This window comes from Bizionia gelidisalsuginis (assembly GCF_008086185.1).
In the GTDB taxonomy this organism is placed as follows: domain Bacteria; phylum Bacteroidota; class Bacteroidia; order Flavobacteriales; family Flavobacteriaceae; genus Bizionia; species Bizionia saleffrena.
Genome location: NZ_VSKN01000021.1, coordinates 1 through 12,722, shown reverse-complemented (window position 1 = coordinate 12,722; position 12,722 = coordinate 1). Strand labels below are relative to the sequence as shown.

The 12,722-nt window shown below is 35.2% G+C and carries 12 protein-coding genes and 1 pseudogene; 9 read left to right on the top strand and 4 right to left on the bottom strand.

The genetic code is table 11. The features are described 5' to 3' along the window. Positions 1 to 106 precede the first annotated feature (106 nt). Positions 107 to 244 (top strand): hypothetical protein, encoded by a 138-nt coding sequence (locus tag ES677_RS15335; RefSeq protein ID WP_170234401.1) that lies wholly within the window; start codon positions 107 to 109, stop codon positions 242 to 244. Positions 245 to 362: 118 nt separating this feature from the next. Here ES677_RS15335 and pncA read toward each other — a convergent pair whose 3' ends face one another. Next, positions 363 to 968, bottom strand: coding sequence for a bifunctional nicotinamidase/pyrazinamidase (pncA, locus tag ES677_RS12615; protein WP_148368260.1), 606 nt, complete (start codon positions 966 to 968; stop codon positions 363 to 365). Positions 969 to 1,037: 69 nt separating this feature from the next. Next, the gene (locus tag ES677_RS12610; protein ID WP_148381433.1) at positions 1,038 to 2,435 is read right to left on the bottom strand and encodes a nicotinate phosphoribosyltransferase; all 1,398 of its coding nucleotides are present in this window, start codon (positions 2,433 to 2,435) and stop codon (positions 1,038 to 1,040) included. A 318-nt stretch (positions 2,436 to 2,753) separates the two neighbouring features. On the opposite strand from ES677_RS12610, the gene ES677_RS15900 reads away from it, so the two are divergent. From ES677_RS15900 to ES677_RS15895, 8 genes and pseudogenes are all read left to right on the top strand, one after another. Continuing rightward, positions 2,754 to 2,888 (top strand): DUF2202 domain-containing protein, encoded by a 135-nt coding sequence (locus ES677_RS15900; protein ID WP_148368305.1) that lies wholly within the window; start codon positions 2,754 to 2,756, stop codon positions 2,886 to 2,888. A gap of 447 nt (positions 2,889 to 3,335) precedes the next feature. Next, entirely contained in the window at positions 3,336 to 4,643 is a 1,308-nt protein-coding gene (locus ES677_RS12600; RefSeq protein WP_148381432.1) for a TolC family protein, read from the top strand. Between the two features lie 120 nt (positions 4,644 to 4,763). Further along, entirely contained in the window at positions 4,764 to 5,843 is a 1,080-nt protein-coding gene (locus tag ES677_RS12595; RefSeq protein ID WP_148368257.1) for an efflux RND transporter periplasmic adaptor subunit, read from the top strand. Positions 5,844 to 5,953: 110 nt separating this feature from the next. Next, a complete protein-coding gene (locus tag ES677_RS12590) occupies positions 5,954 to 9,148 on the top strand; it encodes an efflux RND transporter permease subunit (protein WP_148381431.1) in 3,195 nt (1,064 codons plus the stop codon). A 12-nt stretch (positions 9,149 to 9,160) separates the two neighbouring features. Then, positions 9,161 to 9,370 carry a YgaP family membrane protein gene (locus tag ES677_RS12585; RefSeq protein ID WP_148381430.1) on the top strand — a complete coding sequence of 70 codons (210 nt, stop codon included), beginning with the start codon at positions 9,161 to 9,163 and terminating at the stop codon, positions 9,368 to 9,370. Between the two features lie 393 nt (positions 9,371 to 9,763). After that, positions 9,764 to 10,051: an EF-hand domain-containing protein gene (locus ES677_RS12580; RefSeq protein WP_148381429.1), complete on the top strand. Its 288-nt coding sequence runs from the start codon at positions 9,764 to 9,766 to the stop codon at positions 10,049 to 10,051. A gap of 33 nt (positions 10,052 to 10,084) precedes the next feature. Further along, complete coding sequence (locus ES677_RS15715) at positions 10,085 to 10,489, top strand: hypothetical protein (protein ID WP_246124546.1); 405 nt, start codon at positions 10,085 to 10,087, stop codon at positions 10,487 to 10,489. Between the two features lie 13 nt (positions 10,490 to 10,502). Beyond that, a pseudogene (locus ES677_RS15895) lies at positions 10,503 to 11,524 on the top strand (CotH kinase family protein). A gap of 510 nt (positions 11,525 to 12,034) precedes the next feature. Here ES677_RS15895 and ES677_RS12570 read toward each other — a convergent pair. Together ES677_RS12570 and ES677_RS15890 are read right to left on the bottom strand one after the other, a co-directional pair. Then, the gene (locus ES677_RS12570) at positions 12,035 to 12,583 is read right to left on the bottom strand and encodes a hypothetical protein (RefSeq protein ID WP_246124541.1); all 549 of its coding nucleotides are present in this window, start codon (positions 12,581 to 12,583) and stop codon (positions 12,035 to 12,037) included. Between the two features lie 15 nt (positions 12,584 to 12,598). Beyond that, positions 12,599 to 12,722 (bottom strand): IS3 family transposase (locus tag ES677_RS15890; protein ID WP_394349293.1); only part of this gene is annotated, 124 nt, incomplete at its 5' end.

The window sequence follows — 12,722 nt, the reverse complement described above, 5'->3', positions numbered from 1 at the left end:
GCCAATCCTAAAGAAGTTAATATTTAAAAAAAATAAGGAGCTATTAAAAGCTAATTCATAAATAGAAATCAATCTATATAAAGTTGATTTCTGAACAAAATATATTATGACAGAAAGAATATCAGGATATCAGAGATTTAAAATGACAAATCCCATCATTCAGTTTTTTAAATTCATTTATTTAAGTATAAAAATAATGTTTATTGTTGCGGGAGGTCACGGTGGCACCAGAAAAGCCGTTTAAAATATTTGTCTGCACTTATTATTTCATTATTGTTATATACTTATTAGTATAAGATTAATTTCTTAATTAACAGTTTATTTTAATCTGGAATAACACTAAATGAATTTTAAAATGAGTTCTAAATAGATTTTGAGGTTACCATTTTGATTCCCATTGTGGTCATCTTATCCTTAATTTCTATAAATGCTTTCTCATCTATTGCTTTAGAGGCATCCTCAATAAAAAAACAGGTAAAGCCTTCTTTAGACGCATCAAAAGCCGAGAAGTAAACACAAATATCTGCGGCTAAACCGCATAAATAAAGTTTTGTCGTTCCCTTTTCCTTTAAATAACCTGATAAACCTGTGGATTTTAAATGTCCGTTGTCATAAAATGCACTGTAGCTATCCATCTCTTTATCTGTGCCTTTTCTAAAAATAGCTTCAAATTTATTAGAATCTAAATCAGGATGAAATTCAGCACCCACTGTTCCTTGCACGCAATGCTCTGGCCATAAGGTTTGAGTCTTTCCCTGTAATTCTATTTTATCAAAGTCGGATTTTCCTTTGTGATTTGCGGCAAAACTTATATGATTTGCTGGATGCCAATCTTGCGAAGCGATTATCAAATCAAATTTAGTTTGTATGCTATTAATTACAGGCACAATCGTGTCTCCAAAAGGAACCGATAGAGATCCGCTTGGCATAAAGTCGTTTTGCACATCAATTATTAGTAGTGTTTTCATAGAGAGCCTTTTTTATTTTGAAATAATTTGTGAAACTGTTTTGGTCTTGAAGGTTTAATTACTTCGATCTTAAATTTTATGTTTTCGAACTAATTTATCGCGTTCTTGTTTTAGTTGACTGCTGAGACCTATTTTGTAGATATGCGGATTTTGAAACCGTTTGTACTCTTCAGGAAGTTTCTCTAATCTCGATTTGGAATATTCAGCAATTTCGGTAACGGAGCGCGGTGGTACTGCTCTTTCGCCATTCTCCATCACCATTTTAAGCAAAGACTCATATTTAAAAGAGCTGAGGTCTAAAATTTTTGTAGCATCAAAAGGATGTTCCATTTGCGTTATATTGTCTTCAGTAAACAGGGCTACTGCATCTGCACCATAAAAATTCCCGTCGCTGTCTAGCATTCTGTACACTTGCTTTTTATAGGGCAAGGAGACCTTAATGAGGTCTTCAGATAGCTTGATTCTCGGTGTATCGTTATATTCTACTAATTTATAGACGCCGCCCAATGCGGCATCTGGTTTTCCTGTGACAAGATTTGTACCAACGCCAAAGATATCAATGGGAGCCCCTTGTTCTTTTAGACTTTTTATTACAAACTCGTCTAATTGGTTCGAAGCGGCAATTTTTACATAATCCAAATTGGCGTCGTTTAGTATTGCGCGCGTTTTTTTAGATAAATATGCTAAATCGCCACTATCTAAACGCACTCCTAACAACTGCTCTCCTCTACGTTCCATTTCTTTGGCTACCGTAATGGCATTTGGTAGTCCGCTTTGCAGCGTATTATAGGTGTCTAATAAGAGCACACAATTTTCTGGTCGCACCTTTGCGAAATCACGAAATGCTTGTAATTCGTTTTCATAACTTTGTATAAATGAGTGTGCCATAGTGCCTGAAGATGGAATATTATAATCTTCGGCTGCCTTTACATTACTTGTAGCGTTAAAACCGCCAATAGCAGCAGCTCTAGACGCATAATGGCCTCCAGTGGCATGCGCGCGACGCAAGCCCATATCTAATAAAACACCATCTTTAGCACTATGTCGTATTCTGCTAGCCTTTGTGGCAATCAGTGTCTGAAAATTGAGCATATTCAGCAAAAGGGTCTCTATAATCTGTGCTTCAATAATGTTGGCTTCTACCTGTAAAATAGGACGGTTTGGAAATACCACATCGCCTTCATTACTTGAACGTATGTTTCCGCGAAATCGAAAATCCTTTAAGTAATTAATAAAGTTCTTTTCAAATCCCTGTTGCTCTAAATAGTCTAGGTCGGTAGATGAAAATTTTAAATTTTCAAGAATATCTAATACATCTTCAAGTCCTGCAAAAATGGAGTAGCCACTAGAGTAGGGGTTATGTCGATAATAATAATCGAATACTGCGCGTCCATTGGGTTTTGTTTCAAAATACACTTGAGCCATTGTGATTTGATAGAGATCGGTGTAAGCTGCAGTAATAATCATAAGACTTTAATTTTAGTTTGACAAGATATTCAAAATTTGAAAGATTACTCGTAAACGATTCGAAAGAAATTAGGGGAAAGGATTTATAAAAATTAGCAAGAGATATCTATACCTATTTAAATGATTTGTGGCCTTTAAATCAATTTTATAATATTAAAAATAGTGAATAAACGCATATCAATGCCGTTGAAAATTTATTAATTCAGTATAACATTGAGTATACTATTTTGTCTTTTGGTGAGTTTGCAACTCAGGATTTATAAGATTTTATGATCAATTTGATTTTGACGGAGCAGTAAGTGAAACCAATGCTTTAACATAGGTGCAACCATAGAAAATTCAGACATTATATATTTACAAGAGTATATAAATACTACAGAAAACACGTCGTTAACCGCTGTCTTTGAAAGTTTAGAATGTGGTTCTCGCAATCATTTAAGAAAATTTGTTTAAGTATAGAAAACAATGGCAATACTAACAGACCTCAGTTTTTAAGTCAGGGGTGTATAACACTATTATAAATGGAAGGAATGAACACTGTAATTAGTTTAAGAGTTATTTAAAATACACCTTTCTTTAAAGGTACTCAGTGTTTTTCATGAAATTTAAACAGTTCAAAAAGACCTTAGTTTGCGTCGATGATAACAAGGTCATTATTTTAATGCCTTTTGTTTACACTCACAGTCCGCATACCAATTGATTTGGATCAATCAATTCAATTAAGAGCTGCTTAAAATGTTGTTTTTTTAAGTGAGCTAGTAATGTTTTGGAAAAGAACATTATGTATCACCAAAAAACGGACTATACTTTGTTATAAAAGGCTACCTTAGTTGGTAACTTATGTTACTGATTACTGTTTTTAACAATTCTATCTTTGTAATAGACATAAACAACCACTTAATGAAAAAACATTTTTATATATCACTTTTAATGGCTGCGCTAACATTTTCTTCTCAAGCGCAGGAGCTAGTGCCCATAACAAAAACAGAAGTCTTGTCTAAAGTGTCAGAAAATAACAATAGTATTAAGATTTCTGAACAGGAATTTAATGTCGCTAGAGCAGAGTACCGACAAACAAATGCTGTGTTTTTACCAAATATTACCGCAAGTCATACCGCAATGGCCACTACAAATCCTTTAATGGCTTTTGGCTCTAAACTCAATCAGGAGATTTTAACCTCAAGCGATTTCAATCCGGCGCAGTTAAACAATCCGTCACAAATTGAAAACTACACGACTAAATTTGAAATTGTGCAACCGCTTATCAATTTAGACGGTATTTACCACCGTAAAGCCGCCAAGTCTAAAATGGAAGCTATGTCTTTAAAAACAACGCGCACACAAGAGTATTTGGTGTTCGAAGTCGAGAAAGCCTATATGCAGTTACAACTCGCTTATAAAGCAGTAGATGTTTTAGCAAAAGCGCGCGATGCTGCCAATGCCAATTTAAAATTAGCAAATAACAGTTTTAAACAAGGGTATTTGCAACGTGCCGATGTATTAACTGTTGAGGTGCGCGTTACCGAAGTTCAAAATCAATTATACAATGCTAAAAGTAATGTGCAAAATGCGTCGAATTATTTGTCTTTTTTAATGAATGACGATGCGTATGTTATGTACACACCAATAGATAGTTTGGCGGTTACAAAGCTTACAGTAGAAAATAAAATAATTTCTGAAAACCGCTCAGATATTAAAGCGATGCAATTAGCATCAAATGCTTATGAATCTATGAATAAAGCCGATAAATTGGCGTTTTTACCACGGCTCAACGCGTTTGGAAGTTACGAGTTATATGATGACAAAGTATTTCAAGGTGATGCCAATGGTTATTTGTTTGGAGCACAACTAACGTGGGATATTTTTCAAGGAGCAAAACGTTTTGGAAAAGTTGAAAAAAGTAAAGCACAGTTTGAAAAATCTAAATTAGAATACCAGCACTATGTTTCGCAAAGTAATCTAGATTTAAACAAAGCAAAACGTGCTTTTTTAGATGCTGAAAATAAATTAAAACTAACCACTTTAGCTTTAGAGCAGTCTGAAGAATCCTTAAGAATTCGTACTAACAGATTTAAAGAAGGTTTAGAAAAAACTTCCGATTTACTGCTAGCCGAAACACAATTCGCACAAAAGCAATTAGAATATTACCAAACAATTTTTGAATATAATTATACGCAAGCCTATTTACAATTTTTAACTAAAGAGTAGGTGCTTTAGAGTGAATAAACGATAAAATAAAAGTACAAAGAAAAGAAGCGAATAGAGCCTTAAAAGCTATATAATCAGGTGGTTATTTGAGCTCTTGGCTATAAATCAAAACTAATTAAAATGAAAAACTACATATACCTATTTACCCTAACCGCTGCATCGTTATTTATTACTAGCTGTGGTAACGAAGACCAAAAAGCGGTTGTCGATAATTCGCCAGCAATTGCAGTGAAAGTAAATCAAGTAAAAGCAAACGGTAACGATCCGTTTTTAAGTGTTAGCGGAAAAATTCAAGCTTCGAATAGAGCGGAGTTAAGTACTAGAATGATGGGGTATGTTAAAGAAGTACACGTTAATGTGGGAGATACAGTACGTAAAGGACAGTTATTAGTTTCTATAAGTAATGCCGATTTACAAGCTAAAAGAGCTCAAGTAAACGCGGGGATAACCCAAGCTACTGTTGGGTATAATACGGCGCAAAAGGAGTATAACCGTTTTAAAAATTTGTATGCAGACAATAGTGCGTCGCAAAAAGAAATGGAGGATATGACGGCTAATTTTGAAATGGCAAAAGCACGTTTAGAATCGGCAAACCAAATGAAAAACGAAATCAACGCACAGTTAGCGTACAGTAATATTACGGCACCTTTTGGTGGTACTGTAACTAGTAAAAACGTGGAGACTGGAAATATGGCAAATCCAGGAGTGTCTTTACTAAGTATAGAAACCCCGGGAAACTTTGAAGTGATGGCAATGGTGCCTGAAACCGAAATTTCTGAAATTGTAAAAGGAACCGCTGTTGCTGTATTAGTAAAAGCAATTGGCAAAACCTTAATAGGAAATGTAGCTGAGGTAAGTACTTCTTCTAAAAACACCGGAGGACAATATTTGGTAAAAATAGATTTAGATAAAACCGAGGCTAATATTTTATCTGGAATGTTTTCAACGGTTCAGTTTCCTGTGGAAAGAAAAGCAGAATTAGAATTAGTTTTAATTCCAACCGAAGTTATTATAACGAAGGGACAATTATCTGGCATTTATACAGTAAGCCAAACTAATACGGCGTTGCTACGTTGGTTGCGTTTAGGCAGAACGTATGGCGATCAGGTTGAAGTTTTATCTGGTTTAAATGCAGATGAAGCCTATATTGTTTCTGCTGAAGGAAAACTTTACAACGGCGTTAAAATTTCAATTCAATAACTAAAAAGTTGCGTTAAGGATAGAAGTGAAACTCCTTTTTTTGCTGACATAAATGGCAAAAAAAGAGTGTAACGGATAGCCTGTTAAAACGCCAAAAATATTATAATAATATGAAAGAAGGAATCGCAGGAAAAATTGCCAAAGTTTTTATGCAATCTAAGCTTACAGTGCTGTTAATGATTGTGTTTATGGTGGTTGGGGTGTACAGTTCGTTTTTAATTCCGCGAGAAGAAGAGCCGCAAATAATCGTGCCAATGGCCGATATTTTTGTGGGGTATCCTGGGGCCAGCCCTACCGAGGTAGAATCGCGCGTTGTTAAGCCCTTAGAGCAATTAATTTCGAATATTAAAGGGGTGGAATATGTGTATTCTACGTCTATGAAAGAGCAAGGAATGGTAATCGTTCAGTTTTATGTGGGCGAAGATATTGAACGTTCGTTTGTAAAATTATACAACGAAATTAATAAACATATGGACCAAATGCCGGAAGGTGTTACGTTTCCGTTGGTTAAAACGCGTGCTATTGACGATGTACCAATGTTGGGTTTAACGTTGTGGAGTGAAAATTACGGCGACTACCAATTAAGCCAAATGGCGCAAGAGCTAGAGTCTGAAATTAAAAAGGTTAACGATGTGGCGATTACGCATAAAATTGGAGGTCGAGATCGTCAATTACGTGTGGTTTTAGATAAAGATAAACTGGCGTCAAGCGGATTGGATTTCTTATCGGTTTCTAAAATGATTAAGGCTAATAATAGCCAATTAAGTTCTGGTAGTTTTGATAAAAGTGACACAGAGTTTTTAGTGACTACAGGTCAGTTTTTAGAATCTGCTAGCGATGTTGAAAACCTGGTGGTTGGTGTGCAACAAAATCAACCCATTTATTTAAAGCAAGTGGCTACGGTTTTTGACGGGCCAGAGGTGCCACAAGACTATGTGAGTTTAGGGTTTGGAAAGGGGAGTGAAAAATCTTTAGATTATAAATCTGAATATCCTGCGGTGACTCTTTCTGTCGCGAAACGCAAAGGTGCCGATGCAATGAAAATTGCCGAGGTGATCATTGACAAAGTAGAGCATTTGCGTACCACTTTAATACCAGACGATGTACACGTAGAAATTACCCGAAATTATGGAGAAACGGCATCGCAAAAAGTTTCGGAACTATTATTACACTTAGTAGGGTCTATCTTTGCGGTGACTCTAGTAGTAATGCTAGCAATGGGGTGGCGTGGCGGATTGGTCGTGTTTTTATCGGTACCAATTACGTTTGCTTTAACGCTGTTAAGTTACTATATGCTTGATTATACTTTAAACCGAATCACGCTTTTTGCGTTAGTGTTTGTAACCGGTATTGTCGTGGATGACTCGATTATTATAGCCGAAAATATGCATAGGCACTTTAAAATGAAGCGCTTGCCATTTAAAGAGGCCGCTCTTTATGCGATTAATGAGGTGGGAAATCCCACTATTTTAGCCACTTTTACTGTAATTGCTTCTGTATTACCAATGGCTTTTGTGTCTGGGTTAATGGGGCCTTATATGGCGCCAATGCCAATAGGAGCATCGATTGCGATGATTTTATCGCTGTTTGTAGCACTAACAATTACCCCTTATTTAGGTTATATTTTCTTAAAACAGAAAGATAAAAAAGGAAGCAAAGAAAAAGGAGAAAAACCGTTAGAAGAGACCTTTATTTATAAGATTTATAACAAAATAGAAAGACCTCTTTTAGAGAGTAAAAGAAAGCGCTGGTTGTTTTTAGGGGGAACAGTCTTAGTATTATTAAGTACAATGATTTTATTTTTCACCAATTCGGTGGCAGTAAAAATGTTGCCTTTTGATAATAAGAATGAATTTCAGGTGATTATCGATATGCCTGAAGGTACAACGTTAGAGCGTACAGCAGTGGTTACAAAAGAGATTGCTCAGTACTTATCGACACGACCAGAAGTAGTAAATTATCAAAACTATGTGGGGACTTCGGCACCTATTACGTTTAACGGGTTGGTGCGCCATTACGATTTACGTGGGGGCAGTAATATGGCAGATATTCAGGTTAATTTAATTAATAAAAAGGACCGTACGGCGCAAAGTCACGATATAGCAAAACTACTACGCCCAGAGATTCAGAAAATTGCATCAAAATACAATGCTAATGTAAAATTGGTGGAGGTGCCACCAGGGCCTCCAGTATTATCTACCATTGTTGCTGAGGTTTATGGGCCTGATTACAATGAGCAAATAAAGATTGCGAATAGTATTCAAACTATTTTACATAATACCGACGATGTGGTAGATATAGATTGGATGGTAGAAGATGACCAAGTCGAGTATCAATTTAATATAAATAAAGAGAAAGCGATGTTGTATGGTGTAGCGCCGCAGCAAATTGCGTACACGATGAATATGGCATTGTCTAATAGAGCGATTACCAGCTTATACGATGAAGATGCTTCAAATCAAGTGGGATTAGTTTTAGCATTGGATGAGCAAGAAAAATCGACTGTTTCGGATATTTCACAATTAAAAATAAAATCGGAAACGGGCACGATGGTGCCTATAGCGGATTTGGTAGATATTAAGCAAACCATTGCCGCAAAAAGCATTTATCGCAAAAACCAAAAGCGGGTGGTATATGTGTTAGCCGATATGGCTGGAGAGTTAGAAAGTCCGGCGTATGCTATTTTAGGAATGGAAGATAAATTGCAGGAAATACCATTGCCAAAAGGGTATACTCTTAATGAAATGTATTTAGGGCAGCCAGATTTTGAAGATAATTATACCGTAAAATGGGATGGAGAATGGCAAATTACTCTTGAAGTCTTTAGAGATTTGGGTATTGCTTTCTTAGGGGCGATAATCTTGATTTATATTTTAATAGTCGCGTGGTTTCAGAATTTTAAAGCACCAATTGTTATGATGGTTGCCATACCATTATCATTAATAGGGATTATTTTAGGACACTGGATTATGGGAGCCTTTTTTACGGCAACGTCGTTTATTGGAATGATTGCGCTCGCCGGAATAATGGTGAGGAACTCTGTATTGTTGATTGATTTTATCAATTTAAGAACAGCTGAAGGTGTACCATTAAAACAAGCCGCTATTGAAGCTGGAGCAGTAAGAACCACCCCAATATTATTAACTGCCGGAACGGTTGTTATCGGGGCATTTGTAATATTGTTTGATCCTATTTTTCAAGGATTAGCAATTTCATTAATGGGAGGAACTATTGTTTCTACCGTATTAACCTTGTTGGTTGTGCCCTTAGTATATTACATGATAGAGAAAAAAAATTATAAATAAAAAAAGTAAGTTATGTTGAATACATATTTTAGAGTTATTGTAGGTGTAATGGTATTATTAAGTGTTGTATTAACGGTTTATGTAAATGCAAATTGGATGTGGTTTACTGTATTTATTGGTGTAAATTTAATTCAATCTGCCTTTACAAAATGGTGCTTATTAGAAACTATTTTACAGAAATTAGGAATTAAAAAAGGAGGCGGTTCTTGCGAGATTCACTAGTGTGTTGTCGCTAATCGATAGTGTGAAAAACAGACTTAAGGGGTTTTGAAAATTTTATAAAACCATTGTCTTTAAGACGTTACAAACAAAAAAGTCCGCATAATTTTATGCGGACTTTTTTGTTTGTAACTCTTTGCCAATAATTTGGCATTCCGTTTTGCTCTTTTTAGCTTCAACAAGCAGAAACCTTATAGGTGTTGGACGGCGGAGCGTAAATAAAATATCTGGCAGACCTTTTTAGCGCGCGAGCTGTCCGGTGTACGATAATCTCGGGGCGCATACCAAAACCAATTTTTCGCTTAAAAGAATTGGTGATTCGCTGAAAACCCAATATGTGTGTATAACTTTTTACCAACTTTGTGGTCTTATAAGTATAACATAAAAACAAAAATCATGAAGATTATAAATTTAAAAACAGGAGTAGTAGCAATACTATTTTGCCTTGGTTTCGCCACTGAGTCTAGCGCACAAGGTCAAAGAAACAATGACCGAAAACAGGTTCCTACATTTGCTCAATTATTAAAGCAAATGGATAAAAATGAAGATGGGAAGCTTGCAAAAACAGAAGTAAAAGGGCCTTTAAAGGAAAACTTAGACAAGGTTGATACGGATGAAGATGGTTTTATTTCGAAAAAAGAATTTAAAAAAGCACCAACGCCAAAAAGAGGCTCTAAAAGATAAAAATAGAAACGACGAATATAAAACTAAAAACAGATGAAAATAAACAGACAATATGCTAAGGCATTATTTCTAGCATTATTATTTAATGCTTCAATACTCATAGTCACTTCGTGTAGTGACGACAACGAAGTTACTTCAATTATTGAAGAAGACGCTGTAGATGATTCCGATTTTGAAGCTACTGATTGGACGACACAAACACATAGCAAAGCGGGAGACCCCGATTTCGATGAAGTATTTGAGGATAATGCCGTAAAAAGGTTAGATATAGTTATTACCGAAGCGCGCTGGCAAAGTATGTTAGATAATATGACAAATCTTTATGGCGCTTTTGGAGCAACAGGACAAGGTGGTCCTCCGGGAGGAGGCACTCTAGGAGGTTCTATTACTACTGAAAAATCCGATTTTTGTCCCGGCAGAAGTTTTTTATCAAGATAAAGAATGGTACAGAGTGGGTGTTCGTTTCAAGGGTAACTCAAGCCTACAATCGAGCTGGCAAGAAGGGATTTTAAAGTTATCGTTAAAACTTGATTTTGACGAATTTGAAGATGATTACCCACAAATCGATAATCAACGTTTTTATGGTTTTAAAAAATTGAGCCTAAAAAATAATTATAATGACAAATCTATGTTGCGCGAAAAAGTTGCAGCTGATGTATTCAAGAATGCTGGATTAGCAGTTTCTCATACGGCCTTTTATACTTTGTCTGTAGACCACGGTGATGGACCAATTTATTTTGGGCTATACACTTTAGTTGAAGAGGTTGACGATACTGTTATTGACGAGCAGTTTGCGAATGATAATGGGAATTTATACAAACCAGATGGTGATGCGGCAACTTTTGCAGCAGGTAGTTATGCTGAAAATGAATATGTAAAGAAAACCAACGAAGATGAAGCAGATTTTTCAGATGTTGAAGGGCTATTGGATATTTTACATGATGGATCAAGAACAACCGATGCAATCACTTGGCGAGCTAACTTAGAATCTGTTTTAGATACTGATGTATTTTTAAAATATTTAGCGCAAATACGGTTATTCAAAATTGGGATACCTATGGAAGAATGTCTCATAATTATTTCTTACATAACAACCTTGAAAATAGCAAATTGACGTGGATTCCTTGGGATAATAATGAAGCCCTTCAGGAGGGTAATATGGAAGGTTCTCCAGCGCTTGATTTTTCCGATGTAAACGCAACACAATGGCCTTTAATATCCTATTTATATGCGGATGCTGTTTACAAAGCGAAATATGATGCCTATGTTCAAGACGTTGTGGACGGTGCTTTTAATGTCGGTACTATTCAAGGGCAATATGCAACCTATTCTGTATTAGTTGAGCCTTATGCTACTTCAGAAATTGAAGGCTATTCATTTCTAAATTCTAGTTCAGATTTTCAGGTAGCAATAAATGAATTGAACGCACATGTGTCCCAGCGCGCTACTGCAGTCAGTAACCTTTTAAATTAATAATAAATAGATATATTAATGTTTTGAGTTGGTTGATTAATAGCTTCGCAAGTAATTGCGGAGCTTTTTTTTTAAATCCAGAGATTTAAACTAAAGAATAAACGATGAAGTGACGAAAAGGCAAGTTGTTGTTAAAACCAAAAAAATATCTGGAACACATTTTATTGAACGAGCCACCTAATGTATAGGATAACCAAGAGTTGGTATAATAGAGACGTTAGCCAAAGTTATAGTACTAATAAAAAACGAGTGGCAGAATACCAAATAGGTCTTAAAAGTTGGGAGGGACTGATCGCAGTCCTTCTGGAGATTACAATGGGAGCATTGATTTAGCGAATTGGGTAATCGAATTCCTATAAAATTTGTAGCCCGTTCATAAAGTCTGGAATAGTTTCAACTAGTGTAAAGAGCGATTGTGAACCGCTACACAGCCTGATCCAACCTTGATCGGGGAAAGCCCCGTTTATACTGTGGTGGCGGTACTCCGTTCCTATTTATAGAAGGAGCCGTCTATTCGACTTCGCTAATCATTTGATTATTTAATTTCTTAAATTTAACTAAAAGCTTATTAAGTTTAGCGTTCTGTTTTTTAATTGCTTTAGGTCTTAAATAAAACCAATTTATAGCAAACCAAAGTATTGTAATTACATAGGTAATTACTCCCCAAGTAATTGTCATTTTTGAAACAGACTCAAAAATATATAATCCAATTCCTAAAGAAAGAATTATGAAATAGACACTTAACATTGTTGTTTGTTGAAATATTTGTATTTCTTTTAATTTTATAAGTTGCTTTAGATATTCCTTACTATTTGGCTCTGTCTTATTCTTAGAAAGTAAAGGCAACTGTCTGTTATAAGATATTAAAAAGACAATCATTGCTAAAATAGTTAATATAATACCAATCTTAGTAGTTACTAATTCAGGTTGATAATAATACCAGATAGAGCCAATAAAAGTGATAGTTATAATAAGTAAAATGTTAATCCCTATTAGTTTCCATAGGCTATTTTTTTTTAATTTAGTGATTTTAATATGAAGATCTGGACATGCAAACAAAAAGTGCAGTATAAGTTAAGCAGCATATTTATAATTAATTTTTAAGTTATTAAATTCTTTAATTGTCAGATAATTGAGTGTTGAGTGCCTTCTCTTTTTATTATACCAAAGTTCAATATATTCAAAGATATCTCTTTCC